This window comes from Rhizobium grahamii (assembly GCF_009498215.1).
Taxonomy (GTDB): domain Bacteria; phylum Pseudomonadota; class Alphaproteobacteria; order Rhizobiales; family Rhizobiaceae; genus Rhizobium; species Rhizobium grahamii_A.
Genome location: NZ_CP043499.1, coordinates 511741 through 530392 on the forward strand (window position 1 = coordinate 511741; position 18652 = coordinate 530392).

The 18652-nt window shown below is 60.3% G+C and carries 15 protein-coding genes and 2 pseudogenes; 6 read left to right on the forward strand and 11 right to left on the reverse strand.

Translation table 11 applies throughout. The features are described 5' to 3' along the window. Positions 1-57 precede the first annotated feature (57 nt). On the forward strand, positions 58-1761 hold the full coding sequence (locus FZ934_RS21250; protein ID WP_246738003.1) for a tetratricopeptide repeat protein: 1704 nt from the start codon (positions 58-60) through the stop codon (positions 1759-1761). Positions 1762-2271: 510 nt separating this feature from the next. On the opposite strand, the pseudogene FZ934_RS21255 reads toward FZ934_RS21250, so the two are convergent. Further along, positions 2272-3911, reverse strand: a pseudogene (locus tag FZ934_RS21255) (arylsulfatase). Positions 3912-4157: 246 nt separating this feature from the next. Next, positions 4158-5096 (reverse strand): recombinase family protein, encoded by a 939-nt coding sequence (locus FZ934_RS21260; protein WP_432443653.1) that lies wholly within the window; start codon positions 5094-5096, stop codon positions 4158-4160. Positions 5097-5291: 195 nt separating this feature from the next. Here FZ934_RS21260 and FZ934_RS21265 point away from each other — a divergent pair, with 195 nt between their 5' ends. Beyond that, positions 5292-5681, forward strand: a complete 390-nt coding sequence (locus FZ934_RS21265) for a RidA family protein (protein WP_153272885.1) — start codon at positions 5292-5294, stop codon at positions 5679-5681. A gap of 19 nt (positions 5682-5700) precedes the next feature. Here FZ934_RS21265 and FZ934_RS21270 read toward each other — a convergent pair whose 3' ends face one another. From FZ934_RS21270 to FZ934_RS21295, 6 genes and pseudogenes are all read right to left on the reverse strand, one after another. Then, positions 5701-6282, reverse strand: coding sequence for an NAD(P)H-dependent oxidoreductase (locus FZ934_RS21270; RefSeq protein ID WP_065693286.1), 582 nt, complete (start codon positions 6280-6282; stop codon positions 5701-5703). Next, complete coding sequence (locus FZ934_RS21275) at positions 6279-7688, reverse strand: FAD-binding oxidoreductase (RefSeq protein ID WP_153272886.1); 1410 nt, start codon at positions 7686-7688, stop codon at positions 6279-6281. Before FZ934_RS21275 ends, FZ934_RS21270 begins: the two co-directional genes overlap by 4 nt. Before the next feature lies 1 nt (position 7689). Further along, positions 7690-9003, reverse strand: coding sequence for a cytosine deaminase (locus FZ934_RS21280; RefSeq protein ID WP_153272887.1), 1314 nt, complete (start codon positions 9001-9003; stop codon positions 7690-7692). Then, on the reverse strand, positions 9003-9848 hold the full coding sequence (locus tag FZ934_RS21285; RefSeq protein WP_153272888.1) for an ABC transporter permease: 846 nt from the start codon (positions 9846-9848) through the stop codon (positions 9003-9005). Before FZ934_RS21285 ends, FZ934_RS21280 begins: the two co-directional genes overlap by 1 nt. After that, positions 9845-10671: pseudogene (locus FZ934_RS21290) on the reverse strand (ABC transporter ATP-binding protein). Before FZ934_RS21290 ends, FZ934_RS21285 begins: the two are co-directional and overlap by 4 nt. A 62-nt stretch (positions 10672-10733) precedes the next feature. After that, entirely contained in the window at positions 10734-11750 is a 1017-nt protein-coding gene (locus tag FZ934_RS21295; protein ID WP_153272889.1) for an ABC transporter substrate-binding protein, read from the reverse strand. A 185-nt stretch (positions 11751-11935) separates the two neighbouring features. On the opposite strand from FZ934_RS21295, the gene FZ934_RS21300 reads away from it, so the two are divergent. Next, complete coding sequence (locus tag FZ934_RS21300; RefSeq protein ID WP_153272890.1) at positions 11936-12886, forward strand: LysR family transcriptional regulator; 951 nt, start codon at positions 11936-11938, stop codon at positions 12884-12886. Between the two features lie 3 nt (positions 12887-12889). Here the strand turns inward: FZ934_RS21300 and FZ934_RS21305 are convergent, their stop codons facing one another. Further along, complete coding sequence (locus tag FZ934_RS21305; protein WP_153272891.1) at positions 12890-13687, reverse strand: creatininase family protein; 798 nt, start codon at positions 13685-13687, stop codon at positions 12890-12892. 254 nt (positions 13688-13941) lie between these two features. Between FZ934_RS21305 and FZ934_RS21310 the strand changes: the two genes are divergently transcribed. Then, the gene (locus tag FZ934_RS21310) at positions 13942-14079 is read left to right on the forward strand and encodes a DUF1127 domain-containing protein (protein WP_113361522.1); all 138 of its coding nucleotides are present in this window, start codon (positions 13942-13944) and stop codon (positions 14077-14079) included. A gap of 300 nt (positions 14080-14379) precedes the next feature. Here the strand turns inward: FZ934_RS21310 and FZ934_RS21315 are convergent, their stop codons facing one another. Next, positions 14380-15159 carry an alpha/beta fold hydrolase gene (locus FZ934_RS21315; RefSeq protein ID WP_153272892.1) on the reverse strand — a complete coding sequence of 260 codons (780 nt, stop codon included), beginning with the start codon at positions 15157-15159 and terminating at the stop codon, positions 14380-14382. Between the two features lie 319 nt (positions 15160-15478). Between FZ934_RS21315 and FZ934_RS21320 the strand changes: the two genes are divergently transcribed. Both FZ934_RS21320 and FZ934_RS21325 read left to right on the forward strand, forming a co-directional pair. Next, the gene (locus FZ934_RS21320; RefSeq protein WP_153272893.1) at positions 15479-16636 is read left to right on the forward strand and encodes a CaiB/BaiF CoA transferase family protein; all 1158 of its coding nucleotides are present in this window, start codon (positions 15479-15481) and stop codon (positions 16634-16636) included. After that, on the forward strand, positions 16633-17763 hold the full coding sequence (locus tag FZ934_RS21325; protein WP_153272894.1) for an extracellular solute-binding protein: 1131 nt from the start codon (positions 16633-16635) through the stop codon (positions 17761-17763). Before FZ934_RS21320 ends, FZ934_RS21325 begins: the two co-directional genes overlap by 4 nt. A gap of 100 nt (positions 17764-17863) precedes the next feature. Here FZ934_RS21325 and FZ934_RS21330 read toward each other — a convergent pair whose 3' ends face one another. Beyond that, positions 17864-18652: an IclR family transcriptional regulator gene (locus FZ934_RS21330; protein WP_153272895.1), complete on the reverse strand. Its 789-nt coding sequence runs from the start codon at positions 18650-18652 to the stop codon at positions 17864-17866.

Consider the following 18652-nt stretch of genomic DNA (forward strand, 5'->3'; position numbering starts at 1 on the left):
TCGGTCATAACTTGCCTTCTTCTGCCTGTGCCTGGTCGAATTGTTTCGAGGGATGCCATGCGTGGTGAAGCTCAGGACGAGAATATCGCGGAAGTGTCAATGGACGAGGAGCGTGCCGAGATCGAGCGGCTTCTCGGCGACGGGCGGCTTCATCTTTCAGAGCGGCAAAGGGAGTTGCTACGCTATCTCGCGGAGCGGCGGTTCTCCGGCAACAGGGAAGGCGTGAAAGCCTACTGCATTGCGATCGATGTGCTCGGCCGTACCAGCGCATTCGAAGCGGGGATCGACCCCATCGTTCGCATCGAGATGAGCCGACTGCGTTCCGCGCTCGACAGTTATTACGAGGCTTACGGGGCGACCGGCGGCATTAGAGTGCAAATCCCCAGAGGCAGCTACCTCACACGCTTCTACAGCGCAGGCCCGGAAGAAACTCCGTCAGAGCCGGTTATCGGGATTGCCGAGAGTGCATCCACGGAGCAAGAGGCGTCGACCGCCGTTGAGCGCGGCCGTCGCCTGCCTCCGACCGCGGCGCTCTGTGCAGCCGCTGCCGTTGCCGGCGTTTGCGCTACTGCCTTGTTTGCAGTGTGGCGCCTCCTTGCGGATCCAGTCTGGACCGAAAAGCCGATCGTATATGTGAAGCTCGAAGCTGCGGATGCAGGGCTCGTGCAGGAGGCCAGCCTTGTTCGCGAGTCCCTGGTTTCCGCGCTCAGCAGCTTCCAGACGCTGAGTATTGCGGAGCCTCGCTATTCCGCTGCCAGAGCGGCGAACAGGGTGGGTCACACCTACGAGATCGACAATCGGTACTACGATGATAGTGGCAACAGGAGCGTATGGTGGCAAGTTGTCGAAAGCCGCTCCGGCGACGTTCTGAAGTCCGGCCTTGAAAACATCGGGGCGAATGGCCGCGGTCAATCGCTCGTCGTCCAGGAGGCCGCCGATGCCCTGGCACGGCGGTTTGCACCGACCAGAAGCGTGATTAACGACGCGGAACTGCGCGACAGCCCGGAGGATGCGATCGGAAACGCCTGCATCCTGCGGGCTGAATATGCGTTGGAGGCGGGCGGCCCCGACCAGATCGCTGCGAGCCGACGTTGCCTGGATGCGACGCTTTCGCGCAACCCGAGAATATCAGATGCAACGGCTGTGCTTTCGCGCATTCTGCTTTCCGACAGCTCCGCGACCGCCGACGTGGCCGCCGGAATTGAGCTTGCGCGCAAGGCAACGGCCGAAGCGCCGCTGTCGGAGCGTGCACAAACCGCATTGATGGTCGCCCAGTACGCGACCGGCAAGAAGGTCGCGGCGATCGAAACGGGAAACCGCGCCATATCGCTTAATCCGAACAGCCCGGATGCGACGGCAGCGTTTGCCTTGGTCCTTTACCGATCGGGCTTTGGCGCCGCCGGCGTGTCCATGGCACGCGAAGCAACGGGAATGTCGGATGCGGCGCCTCGGGACGCACTGATGGTGCTGGCGTTCGACGCGTATGCGCGCAAGCAGTACTCCGAGGCCTCGCTGCTCGCGGAGCAAATCAACGGCAGGGACTTCTCCGTGCAGGTTCTGCGAACCGCGGCTCTCGGCGAACTCCAATCGCCGGAGGCGGCCGAGCGGCTTGCGGAGCTTCGCGCGCTGGATCCCCTGTTTGAGCGCTCCGCGGAAGAGCGATTTGCAGTGCTGCCCCTGTCGGACGAGTTGAAGGCGGGGCTCGCTAAGGCGGGAGCTCGTTTCGCTTCGAACCAGCTGGCAAGCTCTGAAAACGAGTAAAGCGCAAACGAACAACGGTTACTTTGACCGTTACTTTCTTGCGCATTTCGCGCGCTTGGCTCCCCCATGATCCATGAAATTCTCGTCGTGCGAAGAAGCTGTAACTTTATGTATGGGCTCTTGCGAAGACGTGTTTGGAAAGCGAGGTCGACACGACGCGTAGGCGATTGAACAGGAAGATTTTTCTCGCCGCGGCAACTGCCGTCTAGTGGATCGTTTCCCGTCGGTTGGAAAGAGCGACGCCGACGTGACCCTGGCTGGACTTCCCGCGACCGACGATCGGACGGGCAACGAGTTCCATTTTCAATCGGCTGCCTCAGCACTTCAATCAGCAGTCCGACGCGGGCCTCGTCGGCTATTATTATGGTCAGGTGCTGGAGATAGTGGGGCCGGCGCGCCCAAGGCGCCTTCAAGGGCCGCGTGGCGCGCTTGGCGCGACGATCGGCTCACCTTCATGGCCGAAGCGGGCGCCGCGATTAGGACGCGCCCGCTTTGGTTGGTGAGGCAGGCCTACCGCGCGTTCGCCGGGCTCTGATCCAATGAGCGCATCAAGGCGTCGATCATCTGGTCGACGCTGAAGCTTGCTACGCGCTGGCTCGGCGGATACTCCCGGAATGTCTGCAGGAATGGAGCTACGCGCCATACGCCGTATTGCACCAGATAGGCGTTCTTCGCGTACCAGTCATAGTACTGGTCTGAGACAATATCCGCCCGTTCGTATGGATCCATGCGGAGATTGAATGTTTTCGGCGCCCGCAGGCAAGTAAAGGGATTGGCCCAGACTTGCATGCCGCCGGGTTCCCGCTGCTCGCAGAAGACGAGCTTCCAATCATTGTAGCGATATGCAACCAGATTGCCGTCGTCGTCGAAGTAGTAGAAATCGGACCGTGCGGACTTCGTGTCCTTGCCGGTCAGATATGGCAGCTGATTGTAGCCGTCGAGATGAACCTTGAACTGGTTGCCACCAATCTGTGTGCCTTTCAAGAGCTTGTCCTTGATATCCGCGTCGCCTGCGGCCGCCACCAATGTCGGGAACCAGTCAAGGCCGGACACCATTTGGTTCGATACTTCACCTGCCTTGATGTGCCCTGGCCAGCGCACAAATGCCGGCACGCGGAATGCACCCTCCCAGTTGGTATCCTTCTCGCTTCGGAAGGGGGTGGTCGCGGCGTCCGGCCATGACCACTGGTTGGGGCCGTTGTCCGTTGTGTAGACGACGATCGTGTTGTCCGCGATCTTCAAGTCGTCGAGTGTCTTCAGCAACTTTCCAACATCGCCATCGTGCTCGATCATCCCGTCGGCATAGTCGTTGCCCGGCATGCCACTCTGTCCCTGCATGGATTCGCGGACGTGGGTGAAGGCATGCATCCGGGTCGTGTTCATCCAGGTGAAGAAGGGTTTGCCCGCTTTGGCCTGCCGATCGATGAAGTCGATTGCCGCCGCCGTCGTTTCGTCGTCGATCGTCTCCATGCGCTTGCGGTTGAGCGCACCTGTGTCTTCGATCTTTCCGTCTGCTGATGCCTTCAGAACACCGCGGGGAGAATTGGTACGAACGAATTCCTGGTCGTCCTTGGATAATAGGGCCGTTCCGGCTCTTCCTCGGCGTTGAGATGATAAAGGTTGCCGTAGAATTCATCGAAGCCATGCTTGGTCGGGAGAAATTCATTGCGGTCGCCAAGGTGGTTCTTGCCGAACTGGCCTGTCGCGTAACCGAGCGGCTTGAGCGCCTGTGCGATGGTAATATCGCGCGATTGCAGGCCGACGGTTGCGCCGGGAATGCCGACTTTGCAGAGGCCGGTTCTAAGGCAAACCTGCCCGGTAATGAATGTCGAGCGACCGGCCGTGCAGGAGTTCTCCGCATAGTAGTCGGTGAACATCATACCCTCCTTGGCCAGGCGGTCGATGTTGGGTGTCTTATAGCCGAGAACACCAAACGAATAGGCGCTGATGTTCGTCTGGCCGATATCGTCACCGAAGATCACGAGGATGTTCGGTTTGGAGGAATCTTGCGCCGGAGCGGCGTCTGCGGCCGGCGGCATGGCTGGCGTGGGCTGTTGGGCCATGGATGGCGTCATGAATGTCGATGACGTCAGGGTCATCGCCAGTGCGGCGGTGGTGCTGAGAAGTCTTGTGGCGATTCTCCGGGTCATGGCGTTCTCCTTGAGATCCGGTCGTTCAGCATTCTGCTCTCCTTGTGGTCGGCACGCGTGGCCGTTGCCGGAGCGGCTTGTCGCTTTCGACAAGGAGATTTGAACGTCTTTCGCTCGCGCGTAAGTACGTAACGGTAAATGCCGATGTAACGAGGTTACAGAAGGCTGCAGGCGCGCTTGGGAGAGCGCCTTGTAACCCGCATTTTGGCGCGTCTATTCACGCGTTCGCTCGCGTCTTGCACTGCTTCAACGAGGGAGCAGTCCAAAGCGGTGAGCCTCGTCCAGAAAGTGTCTGACCGAGGAGGGCTGCCATTTTCGGCCGCCGCGCGCTGGAACCTCGCCCATCTTATCCAGTTGCGCTGCGATGCCGCGCAGCGAGAGTGTCGGGTCGGCAATCGCGACGGCAGCCACGAGCTTCATCAATCGATCCTCGGGGATTCGACGGCTGGAACGGGCAAGCAGTTCCGGATCGGCGTGCTTCTCGCGCACCATCCTATGGACCGCACGCCGAAGTCGCTCCACCGTCCAGTCTTGCCCACGCCGATTGAGAATGAGCGCAATGTTTTCCCAGCTGTGCTGCGGGCGCAGTTGCTGGACAACTGGCAGCCAACTCTCCGATGACGATTGCAGGTCGTCGAGATAGGCTTTTTCGCGCGCTCTCGATATTGCTGCCCGTGCTTCTGGCAGCCCATCCCGCAGGCCCGGATTGCCAGCGAGTTTGCCTTTCGCTTTCGCGGCCTTCATGCCGGCCCTTGTGCGCTCCGCCGTGACCGATCGGTCGAGCCTGACAATGGCGCCAAGGACCTCCAGCGCAAACATGCCTTGCGACGTCGCGGTATCGATCGGGTCGTGCAGCGATCGAAAATGAATTCCCCGCGCCAATAGGCGCACTATCAGCTGTAGGAGGTTCGCCGCTGATTGGCCGAGCCGGTCGAGGTTCGTGACGACAAGCGTTTCGCCTTCCGTGAGTTCGCTCAAGACCTTCTCAAGCACAGGCCGATTGTCGGACGTCCCGGAGGCATGATCCTGACGAATTTGATCGCAGCCGGCGGCGCGCAATTCCGCCACCTGTGTATCGGTTCGATGCGCGTCGGGCGAAATACGGGCATAGCCGACGAGGCGCCGCGAGGGAGGCTCGGCGCCTCCTGAGGCGTCTTCTGTCTTGGCTGTCTCGACTCTCATCATTTTTAGATACAGGCAAATGAGCACACTTCAAAATGACTGTTCGTCAGTGCGCTGTGCTTATAATAGACCAACGACGGGAAAATCGTCGTCTGACGCTGTACGTGCCGAATTCCGAACCCCAATGTCTTGCATGCGTCCGAAAGGTTGGTACGTTGTTTTCGACGTCGCAACCATTTGTTTCGTATGGATCTTTTCATGAAGAATGCTTTCAATCCGGCCTCCGTGCGCAAGCCGTTCGGCAACTACAACCATGGTCTGCTTGTGCCCCCTGGCGCGTCGCTTCTTGTGACATCGGGACAGCTCGGGATCAGCGTGGATGATGTGATTCCCGCGGATGTGACCGCGCAGGCAGAGCTGTGCTTCAAGGCAATTGACGCGATCCTCGATGAAGCCGGTATGACATTTGCCGATGTCATCCGCATCTCCGGTTTTGTCACCCGGAGAGAGGACTTTCCCGCCTACATGGCGGTGCGCGATCGGTTCACGCTCGATCCCAAGCCGGTCTCGACGCTGATCATCGTTGGCGGGTTTACGCGGCCGGAGTTTCTGGTCGAGGTCGAGGTGACCGCCGCCAAGGTGATCTGATCAGAGGGGCAGTCTCGCGTCAGAACCGTTCCATCGCCGCCTTCACCCTGCCGAGGAAGGCAGCTCGTGTCTGGTCGGTGCAGTTGTTCATGTCGTAGTGAGCGAGAAAGGTCACCGGCCGTACTGGGTTAATCTGCGCGCGCAGCACGCGCTTGACGATCTTCTTCGGCGGATTGCCGGCGACGAAGGCACGGAACGGTGTCGCGCCGTAGGTCAACACAGCGCCGAGCTTGCGGATATGGCGGAGCCTGGATTCGACCTTGCCGTCGACGAGCTCGAAGGAGACGCCCGGTAGCCAGACGCGGTCGAAATAGCCCTTCAGGATGGCGGGAAAGCCGAAATTCCAGACCGGCGTGACGATCACCAGGCCTTCCGCGGCTTTCAGCCGGTCGACGTAGCCTTTCACCAGCTCCGTATTCTCGGGATAGTCGTGGTAGATCAACCTGTCGCGGCGAGACAGGACCGGGTCGAAATCTTCCGCATAAAGATTGCAGTCATCGACCTCATGACCTGCGGCCTTCAGGCTTTCCAGCGTCTGGCGGTAAAGCGCGTTGCCATAGCTTGATTCCACCGGATGCGAGTGAAGGACGAGAACTCTCACGAGGCCTCCATCACGGCGGCCAGCCCGGGGAAGAGGTAGTTCTTGCCCGCGGCGAAGTCGAAGTTCGGGTTCTCCCAGGCGATCATCTTGCCGGGGTTCAGCAAACCCTGCGGATCTGTCTCGTGCTTGAAGGCCAGCTGCACCTTGTCCGTCTGCTTCATGCCGCCTTCTTCCAGGGTGTAGCGATGCGGATTGAAGATCGGGCATCCGTGGTCCTGGTGGATCTTTATGATCTCCTCGAGGCGCTCCTCGCTCGTGTAGCGCACCAATGGCAGCCCGGAGCACTGGATCTGGCCGTCGAACTTGATGAATTCGAGATGGCCGGGTACCTCGTCGCCGAAGATCTCAACCATCTTGGCTACCTTCGCCACATGGTCCGGGCCCGGGTACTGGACCTGCAGGTAAGTGAAAGTGGGATCGACCTTGAGCGCCCGCAACGTCGTGTGGTTCCAGGCAAGCTCATAGGCGTGCGGAATACCCTTCATGCTCTCGACCTTGTCGGAGCGGAAGATGATCTCGCCCTTCTGGGCCGCGGTGAAGGCGCTGAAGGCATCCATCGCGTGCGGTGCGATCATCAGCACGACGACCGACTGGCCTTGGCGAATATAGGGTTTGTGCCGCGTGAAGTATTCGTGCGGGATGGGTGCCGCGATCGGCGCAATCTCCTTGACGAGAATGCCGTTGCACTTTGCCAGCGCGTCCGAGTAGCGCACCGCCGCCATGAAGTCGTCGTAGCCCACCAGCACATCGACCCAGTCATAGGCCGGTGCGAGCGGCATCTCGATTTCGGTAATGATACCGTTGGTGCCATAGGCGTGGCTGACCTTCTGCAGGTCCCAACCGGTGAGATCGAGCACCCGTGGCTCGGCCTCCATGGTAACGACGCGCAGGCGGATGATGTTGCCGATATCGCGAAGCCCGCCCCAGGTGATCGAGCCGACGCCGCCCGATCCGCCGGCAATGAAGCCGCCGATCGTCGCGGTTTGCGCGGTCGACGGATGGAAGCGCAGCTCCTGGCCCGAGTGGGCCTTGGTCTGTTTGTCGAGCTGGGCGATCACGATGCCGGGCTCGCAGATCACGCGCCCCGGATGGATCTCCTTGATCTTGTCCATCGCCGCGAGGTTGAGAACGATGCCGCCGGAGAGTGGCATGGCCTGGCCGTAATTGCCGGTGCCGGCGCCCCGCGGCGTTACCGGCACGCCATGGGCGAAGGCCACCTTGAGGGTCTGGATTACTTCTGCCTCGTTCTTCGGCGTCACGACCAGATCGGCAGTCACGCCATCGAGCTGCGCCTTCAGGATCGGCGAGTACCAATAGAAATCGCGGCTTTTCTGACGAACGAGCGCCGGATTGTCCTCGATGGCGATGCCTTCGAGTTCCTTCTTGATCTTCAGATAATCCGGCATGTCAGGCTCCAACGACGCTATCGAGTTCACGGTAATCAGGCAGGCTGCGGTCGATAACCTTGCCGCGGCGAAGCACGACGCGGTCAGACTGCGGGCGGGACAGAAATTCGCTCCAGCGACGGGCGCCGAAGAGCACGAGATCGGCAGGCCGGCCGATGCCGATGCGACCCATGTCGGGGCGCCCGGCGATGTCGGCAGGTGAGGTGGTAACGACGCGCGCGGCCGTATCCAGCGGATGATCGAGATGAAGAATGCGCACCGCTTCGCGGAACACTTCGACTGCATCGAGATCGCCATAGGCGTAGAAGGGATCACGCGTGTTGTCGGATGCGACCGCCGTGGTGACGCCGGCTGCCGCGAGCTCCTTGAAGAGTGTCACCCCGCGCCAGCGCGGTGTCCGGTTCGGATAGCGATCTTGCAGGTAGGCATTGCACATCGGCAGCGAAATGATCGAGATGCCGGCTTTGGCAACCAGCTCGACGGTCCGCTCGGCAACGCCGTCGTCCTGTCTTGCCAGCGAGCAGCAGTGGCCTGCCGTCACCTTGCCGACGAAGCGGTTGCGAAGAACGGCCTCGGCGATCGCCTTCAAGGTCTCCGCGCCGGGATCATCCGTTTCGTCGACATGAAGATCGACGTCGAGACCGTTCTCGGCCGCCGCATGAAAAAGTGTGTCGAGCTGTGTTGCGAGGTTCGGGCCCATCTTGGTGACACCGCCGATCAGTCCGGCCGCATCGCGAATGACCGCGACGAGATCGGCGAAATAGGCCTCGTCGGCCATGTCGTCCATCGGGAAGAGGGCGACGGCCTGGAGGGCGATCTTGTCCTTCCAGGCTTCGCGCATTTCGGCGAAGACCTCGAAGGAAATCCTGTGCTGGGGGGCAGCGGAGTCCAGATGCGTGCGGATCAGGCTCGTCCCGTGCGCATAGGCGGAGCGAAGCGCGAACTCCATCCGCTTGCGCACGTCGTCGGCCGACCAATGCGCCTCGCGGTCGGCGCCCACGGCCTGCAGCGCGCCCATGAACGTTCCGTCGGGGTTGCTGCTGCGTCCCCAGATGTGCCCCTTGTCGAGATGCGTGTGCACGTCGGCAAAGCAAGGCCAGACCATGCCTTCGCGGAGATCGGATTTCGCCAGTTCCAGGGGAGCGCTGCCGGCCGGCAGGATCGCAGCGACAAGGCCGTTTTCGATGACGATATCGGCTCGCACGAGGCCCTCGATTGCCGGCGCGTTGAAACCTTCGACGGCAATCGCTGGCAGCGTCGCATTGCTCAGCACGAAACGACCGGCATTCGGAGGTGACATGAAGGAGTATGTCATCAGTTTTCCCGCTTGAGGCTGCTCTCATGCCAGCGATGCAGGCTGAGCCAGGAGATGAAGGACGTGATCGCGAAAATCGCCACTCCGAGCAGCGAGAGCATCAGGAGCGCTGCGAAGAGGCGAGGGATGTTCATGCGGTACTGTGCTTCCAGGAGCCGGAAGGCGAGGCCGGAGCCGGCGCCCGCCGAACCGGCAGCGAATTCGGCGACTACGGCAGCAATCAGCGCAAGCCCTCCGCCGATGCGCAGGCCCGTCATGAAATAGGGCTGTGCCGCCGGCAGCTTCAGATAGAGCAGCGTTTGCCAGCGCGAGGCGCCATAGAGCTCGAACAGGTTGATCAGATTGTGATCGACGCTTTTCAGACCCTGCACCATGTTGGAGAGGATCGGAAAGAAGGCGACGAGAAAGGCGCAGATCAGCAGCGCCACCTGCGTCGATGGCGCGTAAATCAGGATCAGCGGCGAGATCGCGACAATCGGCGTGACCTGCAGGATGACGGCAAGCGGATAGAAGGCGATCTCGATCCAGCGCGATTGCACGAGGAAGACGGCAAAGCCGACTCCGCCGACAAGTGCCAGCAGCAGTGACATCAAGGTGATCTTGGTCGTTACCCAAAGTGCGGGCGCAAGCGTTCCCCAATCGCTGATAAAGGCAGCGGCGACCGCGCTGGGGCCAGGCAGAATGTATGGCGCCACGCCGGAGAGTTTGACATACAGCGCCCAGACAGCGACGAGAACAGCGACAGTCGCAAACGGCACGACAATCCGCAGCGCAAGGTCACGTCGTTTCGCCGTCATCGGGTTCGGCAATGCAGCCGCGGAGGCATCGGCAGTATCGGCGCTCATGCGTTCTCCTTTGCGGCGTTGATGGCGCCGATCAACGAGCGAGAGACAGTTTCGCAGGCCTGACGATACTCTTCAGAGGTGCGATAATAGGCGTCCCGCTTAAGGCTGGTCACCAACGGCAGATCGGCGTGAACACGTCCCGGGCGCGCCTTCATGACGACGATGCGGTTTGAGAGGTAGGCCGACTCGAAGACGGAATGAGTGACGAAAATCACTGTGATCCCCGTTTCCTTCCAGAGGCGCAGGACATCGTCATTGAGCTTCTGGCGGGTGATTTCGTCGAGCGCTGCAAAGGGCTCGTCCATCAGCAGCAGTTTCGGTTTTGTAACCAATGCGCGTGCAATGGATACGCGCATTTTCATTCCGCCGGAGAGTTCGCGCGGATAGGCTTCGGCAAAATCCTGCAGCCCGACCGTGGTCAGGACTTTCAAGATGTCCTCGCGCGCCGCGGTCTTCGATATGCCCGGAGCTTCAGGGGAAGGTGGACGTTGTCAAAGACGTTCTTCCACGGCATCAACGTCGGCTCCTGAAAGACGAAGCTGATGTCGCCCTCCGGCAGACCGCGTGCGTTGATGCGTGAACTCGGCCAGTCGATGGTGCCGGACGAGATGTCGCCAAGGCCGGCAATGATGCGCAGCGCCGTCGATTTTCCGCATCCCGACGGTCCGAGAAGGCTGATGAATTCGCCGCTCTCGACCGTCAGCGACATCCCCGACAGGGCGACCGTGCCACTGGAGAAGACCTTTGAGACGGATTGCATGGAGACAAGCGGTCTCTTGCGCGCGTCCTTGTTGGCAGAAATCTGAAGTGAGGCTGGAAGCATCGCCTGTCTCTCTCATGAGGGGGCTATCTTGCCGCCGAAGCGGCAAGATGCGTGTGGCGTGCTTACTTCTTCAGACCCAATCCGACGCCCTTGCAGACGTATTTTGTGGTGTAGGCCTTGGTGTAGTCGGTGTCGGCCTTGAGAACCTTGATGCCGACCATCTCGGCGAAGAACTTCTTGTAGTGGGCGTCGGTGATGCAGCCGATTCCCTTGTCGAGGGCGTCACCGGATTCGACGATGCCGTATTCCTTCATCTTGGCGATCGAGTAGGCGATCTGACCATCCGTCATCTCCGGATTGTCCTTCTTGATCAGCTCGTTCGCCTTGCTGTTGTCGCCGTAGAGATAGTTGTACCAGCCCTCGATCGAGGCATCGACGAACCGCTGCACCACATCAGACTTGGTGTCGATCACCGACTGGGTGGTGGTGATCATGGTCGAGTAGGGCGAATATCCGTTGTCGGCGAGAAGGAAAACCTTCGGCTCCCAGCCGGTCTGCTTCTGGATCTCATAGGGTTCGGAGGTCAGGTAACCCTGCTGGCCGGACTCCTTGTCGGCGAGGAATGGACCGGGGTTGAAGTTATAGGGTTTGTATTGCTCGTCCTTGAAGCCCGGGTAGTTCGCCTTCATCCACTCGAAGTAAGTCAGATAGCCGTCCTTGCCGAGAAACAGCGTCTTCAGCTTTGCGAGGTCCTCGAACTTCTCGATGCCGGCGTCGGGGTGCGCGATCAGAACCTGCGGATCCTTCTGGAAGATCGCAGCGACGTCGACAAGCGGGATGCCCTGCTCGACGGCGGAGAGTTCGCCCTGTGGCCCACCCATGTAGAAGTCGATCTTGCCGGAGATCAGCAAAGCGGTGTTTGCCGCGTTCGGGCCGCCTTGTACGATGGTCACCTCGAGGCCGTGCTTGGCATAGGTGCCATCGGCGACGGCCTGATAGAAACCGCCGTGCTCGGCCTGTGCAAGCCAGTTGGTGCCGTAGCTGACTTTGTCGAGCGCGTAGCCGGGAGCTGCAATCGCAGCGCTGAAACCAATTCCCAGAGCTGCGATAAATGCCATGTTATTCAAGGTTTTGGACATGGTCGACGTTCCCCTTTTTTAGGCCGTTCGAGCGCTCTTCGGCGTCCGATTTTCTTCATTTGAGCGATTGCGTTGCTGTTTGAAAAGCATCAAAATTCGTGCGCAACGATGCCTTTTTGGCATCTCTTGGCGCTCTTGTGCCTAATTTGTGCGTAGCGCTTAAAATTGATGCAACGAGGGGTCTTATGCTGCATTCCAGGAAGCTGCTCTATCTCAATGAGATTGCCCGCACGGGCTCGATCCGCAAGGCTGCGGCGCACTTGAACGTCGCGTCTTCCGCCATCAACCGGCAGATTCTAGCGCTTGAAGAAGAGATCGGTGCGCCGCTCTTCGAGCGGCTGCCGCGCGGACTGCGGCTGACGGCGGCCGGCGAACTGTGCATCGAACATATTCGGGAGGTTCTGAAGAACTACGATCGGCTGGAAGGGCGGATCAGGAGCCTGAAGATGCAGCAGGCCGGAAAGGTCCGCCTCGTCACGACGGTCGGCCTGGCGTCAGGGCCGCTTGCGGAGATCATCGCGAGATTCCAGTCGGAGCATCCACGCGTCTATTTCCAGATCAGGAACGATGCCGGCACGACCACGGTCAATCCGGTGTTGTCAGGCGATGTCGATATCGGCCTTGGTTTCAATATTCCGGCGACCCCGGGTATCCGCACGCTCGGCAACTTCGACATTCCAATCGGCGTCGTGCTGCCGCCTGGGCATCGCTTGATCGGGCCGGGGCCGATCAATCTCGGCGACATCGTTCAGGAGAGGCTAGTGCTTGCCCAATCGGGCACCAGCCTTCGCGATGTCATCAACCTTGCGCTCGCGCGGCTTGACGTTTCCGTCGAGCCGGTTCTGGAGAGCAATGCTTCGGAGATGTTGAAGAAGCTCGTCAAATGCGGCGCGGGCCTGACCCTGCTCAATCCGCTCGACGTGATTACCGAATGCCGCGCTGGCGAGCTTGTCTTCCGGCCGATCGCCGAGCCGCATGGTCGGCACCAGCCGATGAAGCTGTTTGCCCGTGCCCGCGCGCCGCTCGACGCGGCAACCAGCCTGTTCGTCGAATACCTGCTGGCCGAGCTGGCCGGTCTCGTTCAGGAACTGCGGTCCAAAGGACATATCGCTCCCGACAGGCCGTCGACCGCCTGAGGTCTAGCGAGAATAGAGATTGGTGAGCGGATAGCGCTTCAGGTCGCGGAGAAGTTCGACAAAGCCTTGCACCTGATGGCGGCAGATCGCTTCTCCCTTCTCGACGGTCCCCCGTGACGCGTCGCCTACCACGCCGTTGGGATTGAGATCGTGCGCGATCCAGGCCAGTGAATGCGGCGGAAGCGGCTGGATGAACTTCGATTGCTCCCGCATCCATTCGGCCTTGGATACGAAGTTCTCTGCCTTCTCCATGCGGACGAGATCCGGCCGGAAATGCAGCATGAGCGACGTTTCGACCTCTCCACCGTGGATGCCATATCGCGACTCGTGGTCGCTGATCATGCCGTCCGGGTGTCCGAAGCGACCCCATTGCGTGGAGACAACAGCCATCTGGTGACGCACGCGCAGTTCACGGGCGACAATGCCCATGATGTCGACATTGCCGCCATGCGAGTTGACGATCACCATCTTTCGAATGCCGGCCTCGGCCACCTTGGCGCCGATCGCTGTCCAGACCGGTATCAGCAGCTCGGCAGAAAGTGACAGCGTTCCCGGCCCATAGATATGCTCATTGGCCTTCCCGATTTCCTGAGTTGGCAGAACAAGGATATCCAGATCATCAGGTCGCTGGCGGCGAAGCTCGGCCAGCATGCCGTTGGCGATGGTGACGTCGGTTGCGATCGGCAGATGCGGCCCGTGTTGCTCGGTCGAGGCGATGGGCAGGATGGCGATTGTCGTGTCGGCCGAAAGGCCGGCGAAATCATACGTGTTGAGCTCGTTCCAATAGAATGGCGTCGCCATGCCCTATCCCTTTCACTGCGGTCCGATCAGTGACTAGGAAATAATCCAGCATGCGAAAAGCATCGATTTGTGTGCGTGCTGCTGCCTTTTTGTGAGCGATGCGAGTCCGGCCGCTGTGGGCGCCTGCCTCGCTCGGCATTTGGGCGCACCTGAACGAGATATTGCATTGCAGCATTACACCCATGCGAAATCTGAAATGCTCATTGAGAAGGCAAGGTGCTATATAATTGACCAACAACGATTAGAGGTGTGATATGAAAATAAGCAGCAAGATCAGCGAATTTATCCAGCTTCGCAAAGCATACCGTCAGCTCTCGCAGCTCGACGACGCGGCATTGAAGGACATCGGTCTGTCCCGCGGCGAAATCAAGAACGCAGTATTCGGTCGCTAAGCTTTAGCGATCGCCGGCGAGGGGATTGCCCCCGCCGTCAGCGACGCGTGCGGTGAGTTTTGCTGCCGTGCGCGATTGCGCCTCGCCTCGTGCGAGGCTGTTTCCGCGGGACGTAAGCCGTTCCTCGTCGGATCCGATATGAACCGGCAAATCTAGCCGATTCCTGTCATTGAATATACAAGGCATATCCTCATGCGATCCGCTGACCCCCGGCGCGCTCGCATGTGTCTGTTCCTATTCCAGCATTCTCGTTCGGGACCGGCCGTTGCTGTACGACCGGTCCGCTTCCCTGTGGGCTTGTCAATCAGCCGATGCTGCCTTCTCGATCAGCCGCGCGACGGTTTCAGGATGTGAAACCATCACGACATGGGATCCGCCTTTGACCACAACCGTTTCCTTTGATCCCGCGCGCTTTGCCATCCATTCGAGCGCGGCCGGCGGAATGTTCTTGTCGGCGTCGCCGTAAACAAACCAGGACGGGATGGTCTTCCACGCCGGCTTGCCGGCAGGCTCACCAAGCGCCGCTTCAGCGATCGGCCGCTGCGTCGCCGCCATCAGCTTGGCTTCTTCCTTCGGAACATCTGCGGCGAACTGCTGAGGAAACTTTGCCTGATCAATATAGAGATCGTGGCCGCCGTCAGGCAGGGCTACCGGCGGTGCGAGGGTTGGCGCCAGCGTGCTGCCGGGGAACTTCCCGCTGAGGGCAACCGCGCTCTCGCCGGCTTCGGGCGCAAAGGCGGCAACGAAGACCAGGCCCTTGACGTTGTCATGCCCGGTTGCCGCGTCCGATATGACGCTGCCGCCGTAGGAGTGGCCGACCAAAACGACCGGACCCTTTACACTCGTCAGAAGCGCTGAAACGGCCTTCGCGTCGCTGTTCACTCCGCGCAACGGGTTCGCTGCGGCGATGACGCTGTAGCCGTCGGCCTGAAGATCTTTGATTACACCATTCCAGCTGTCCGATTCCGCGAAGGCGCCATGAACGAGAACGATTGTGGGTTTGTCCGCGGAGAAGGCTTGTCCTGACAGGAGCAGGGTGGCTGCGGCGACGGTACCAAATAAACTATTGCGCAAAGACATTGGTGTTCCTCTCGGTTTCAAAAGACAGCCTGCTTAAACCGATCTCGCGTATCGCCAGTATGTCCGCCGAGGTGGCTTCCTGTATCCGTTTGTACCGGCGGTCCCAATGCTACAGTGCGATACAATCTTGCTTGTTTGGCGAACACGTTCCGTTGCTCCTCGTCCCGATTTTCACGAACTCATGTCTGTCTCGCTGCCCTTGGCGCCGTGATCTGCACGCTCGGCTTGCGATGTTGACAACCAAAATTCACTAGCTCATATATGAACTAATCATTCAGATAAGAATTATCTGTTGATGTGATGCCGTGGGAGGATAGGAATGCAAGACGATACCGGGCTGCTCGCTGGCCTCACTGTGGTCGACCTGAGCCAGTTTTTGTCCGGGCCATACTGCTCGCTGCGACTGCTTGATCTTGGCGCTCGCGTCATCAAGATCGAGAGGCCCGACGGTGGGGATCTTTCCCGCCGGCTCTATCTGAGCGACACAGAAGTCGGTGGCGATTCCACGCTCTTCCATGCCATCAATCGCGGCAAGGAAAGCCTCGCGATCGATCTCAAGAACGAAGACGACCTGGCATTCCTGCGCACGCTTTTTGCCAAGGCCGACGTGGTGATCCAGAATTTCCGGCCGGGTGTCGTCGAGCGTCTCGGGCTCGACTACGAGGCTGTGAAGGCGATCAATCCGTCGATCGTCTATGCGTCGATCAGCGGCTATGGCGAGGAAGGCCCCTGGGTCATGCGTCCCGGCCAGGATCTGCTCGCGCAAGCGCGATCAGGCGTCATGTGGCTGAACGGCGACGAGCAGCAGGGTCCTGTTCCGTTCGGACTTGCCGTCGCCGATATGCTGGCTGGCGCCAACACTTGCCAAGGCATTCTCGCCGCGCTCGTCCGGCGCGGGATCTCCGGCAAGGGTGCGCATATCCAGACGAGCCTCCTGGAGAGCCTTGTGGACTTCCAGTTCGAGGTGCTCACCACCCATCTCAACGATGGCGGTCGTGCGCCGAAGCGCTCGGATTTCCGCAGCGCCCATGCCTATCTGTCCGCTCCCTACGGCGTCTATCCGGCGAGTGACGGCTATCTGGCGATCGCAATGATGCCAATCGGTAAGCTCCAGGATCTGCTGGAGTTGGTTGAGCTGCAGCCCTATCGCGACGACAGCAAGGCCTGGTTCACCAAGCGGGATGAGATCAAGCAGATCATCGCGAGCCGCATCGCAACACACACAGTCGATCACTGGCTTTCCATACTGGAGCCGGCCGACATCTGGTGCGCGAAGGTCTTGCAATGGTCCGAACTGCTGCAGAGCGATGGCTTCCGCATTCTCGATATGCTGCAGACGGTTACGCGAGAAGATGATGTCTCCATCGACACGACCCGCTCCCCGATCCGCGTTAACGGCAAGCGTCCGACTTTAGGGCGTGCCGCGCCGCGGATTGGAGAACACAGCGCCGATATCCGCAGGGAGTTCGAAGCATGATTACCCTCAAGGGAATGACCTGGAGCCATCCTCGCGGGTATGATCCGATGGTTGCCTGTTCGCAGGACTGGCTGGAGAAGACCGGTGTTTCTATCACCTGGGACAAGCGGTCGCTTCAGGATTTCGAGAGTTATCCTGTCGAAGAACTCGCCCGCAACTACGACCTGATCGTCATCGACCATCCTCACGTGGGGCAGATCACCGCGGAAAACTGCCTCGCACCGCTCGATGAAGAGGGGCGGGAAGCGGCTTTCGCGGCCCTTGCCAAAGGCACGGTTGGCGCCTCGTTCCCGAGCTATAACTGGCAGGGAAGGCAATGGGCGTTTCCGATCGATGCGGCGACCCAGGTGCAGGCCTGGCGGCCTGATCGGATGGCCGCGGCGCCGGAGCAGTGGCAGGACGTCGTCGCGCTCGCAAAAGCGGGTGAAGTGCTGCTTCCCTTACGTTCGCCCCACTCGCTGATGTGCCTGTTCACGCTGGCGGGCCAGCTTGGGCGACCGTGCTCGGTCGATCGGGGAGGGCAATTCGTCGATCGCGAGATTGGAACGCAGGCGATCGAGATGATCCGCGAGCTGGCCGGTCTCATCGATCCGCTCTGCGTCACGATGGATCCCATTGCCGTCCTGGACCGCATGGCGGAGAACGGCTCGCGCTACAGTCTCGCGCCGTTGATCTATGGCTATGTGAATTACACGCTGCAAGGTTTCCTGCCCCATCGCATCGCCTTTGCCGACATTCCGCTTGCAGGTTCGAACGCTCCGGTCGGCTCTGCGCTCGGCGGCACTGGAATTGCGGTTTCAGCCTTCAGCGCGAATAGGCAGGCGGCGATCGATTTCGCCTATTGGATCGCCAGTGGCGACGTGCAGGCTGGCCCATACTGGCAAAGCGGTGGCCAGCCTGGCCATGCCGCCGGCTGGGAGGATGATGGAGCCAACGAGGCCACGTTGTCCTTTTATCGCAACACGAGAAAAACGCTCGAAGGCGCCTGGTTGCGGCCTCGGCACGATGGCTACATGCCATTCCAGGAGGCAGCGTCACAGCGGATCAATCAGGCGGTCATGGGCGCCGAACGTGCAGTCGTCGCGATCGATGATCTCAATCAGCTGTTCGAGAAAAGCTTTCTCTGATTTTTCAATGGAAGCGAGTGCCGCTCGTGTGGCGACATAGATTCAATGCGCGACGCCATGCCTGGCGACGCGCATACGAATCAATCATTCACAGGAAAATCTAGACTTCGTCGTCGCTCAGTCCGGCGCCGGCTAGTTCCGACAGGTTTCGCGTGGTCTGGCTGATCAGGTGCAATGTCGTCGATATGTCGGGAGCATCCGGGGTGTTGATCAGCGTGATATAGGGGACTGTCAGCGCGGCGATGGCCGTTCCGTCGGCGCTTAGCACCGGCGCGGACAGGTTGATGACGCCTGCTGTCTGTGCGCTCGGCATCATCTCGTAGCCGCGCGAGCGAATGAGATCGAGACGAGCCAGGAAATCCGGCGCGAGCCCTGCATCCTTTCCGTCGGCGCTGTTCTCGGCAATCATGCGCTCGCGCTCGACCTGCGAGCGGAAGGCCAGCAAAACATGGCCGGAGCCTGTGTCGAAGAGGCTGATTCGTGATCCGACCCGGATCGAGATCCCCCAATAGCCGGGCGCTTCCTGCTGAGCGATGACAACAGGGTTGCCGCGGTCGAAGACGACGAGCTGGTTCGCTTGCCGCGATGCTTCTGCCAGTTCGCGCATGAGCGGGACGGCGAAGGAGACGAGGCGGCGGACAGGCGCGTGCCGCTGCGCGAGGCCGAAAAGCTTCAGTGTCAACGAGAAGCGGTCGCCGTCGATTCGCGTGACGTAACCGCGTCTGACGAGACGGTCGAGCATGCGATAGAACTCGTTGGGGCTGCGATCGAGCCTCTTGGCGATTTCCGCTTGAGTGAGCCCGCCGTCAACGCCGGCCAGCAGCTCCAGGATATCCAGCCCCTTGTCCAGCGCGGGTGCCCTGTAACGATCGCTTTCCTCTTCCGACAC

Excerpts from the sequence above, each read along its gene's own strand:
- FZ934_RS21250 (WP_246738003.1), top strand. The coding sequence starts at position 58 with ATGCGTGGTGAAGCTCAGGACGAGAATATCGCGGAAGTGTCAATGGAC.
- FZ934_RS21260 (WP_432443653.1), bottom strand. The coding sequence starts at position 5,096 with ATGATGAGAGTCGAGACAGCCAAGACAGAAGACGCCTCAGGAGGCGCC.
- FZ934_RS21265 (WP_153272885.1), top strand. The coding sequence starts at position 5,292 with ATGAAGAATGCTTTCAATCCGGCCTCCGTGCGCAAGCCGTTCGGCAAC.
- FZ934_RS21275 (WP_153272886.1), bottom strand. The coding sequence starts at position 7,688 with ATGCCGGATTATCTGAAGATCAAGAAGGAACTCGAAGGCATCGCCATC.
- FZ934_RS21280 (WP_153272887.1), bottom strand. The coding sequence starts at position 9,003 with ATGACATACTCCTTCATGTCACCTCCGAATGCCGGTCGTTTCGTGCTG.
- FZ934_RS21285 (WP_153272888.1), bottom strand. The coding sequence starts at position 9,848 with ATGAGCGCCGATACTGCCGATGCCTCCGCGGCTGCATTGCCGAACCCG.
- FZ934_RS21295 (WP_153272889.1), bottom strand. The coding sequence starts at position 11,750 with ATGTCCAAAACCTTGAATAACATGGCATTTATCGCAGCTCTGGGAATT.
- FZ934_RS21300 (WP_153272890.1), top strand. The coding sequence starts at position 11,936 with ATGCTGCATTCCAGGAAGCTGCTCTATCTCAATGAGATTGCCCGCACG.
- FZ934_RS21305 (WP_153272891.1), bottom strand. The coding sequence starts at position 13,687 with ATGGCGACGCCATTCTATTGGAACGAGCTCAACACGTATGATTTCGCC.
- FZ934_RS21310 (WP_113361522.1), top strand. The coding sequence starts at position 13,942 with ATGAAAATAAGCAGCAAGATCAGCGAATTTATCCAGCTTCGCAAAGCA.
- FZ934_RS21315 (WP_153272892.1), bottom strand. The coding sequence starts at position 15,159 with ATGTCTTTGCGCAATAGTTTATTTGGTACCGTCGCCGCAGCCACCCTG.
- FZ934_RS21320 (WP_153272893.1), top strand. The coding sequence starts at position 15,479 with ATGCAAGACGATACCGGGCTGCTCGCTGGCCTCACTGTGGTCGACCTG.
- FZ934_RS21325 (WP_153272894.1), top strand. The coding sequence starts at position 16,633 with ATGATTACCCTCAAGGGAATGACCTGGAGCCATCCTCGCGGGTATGAT.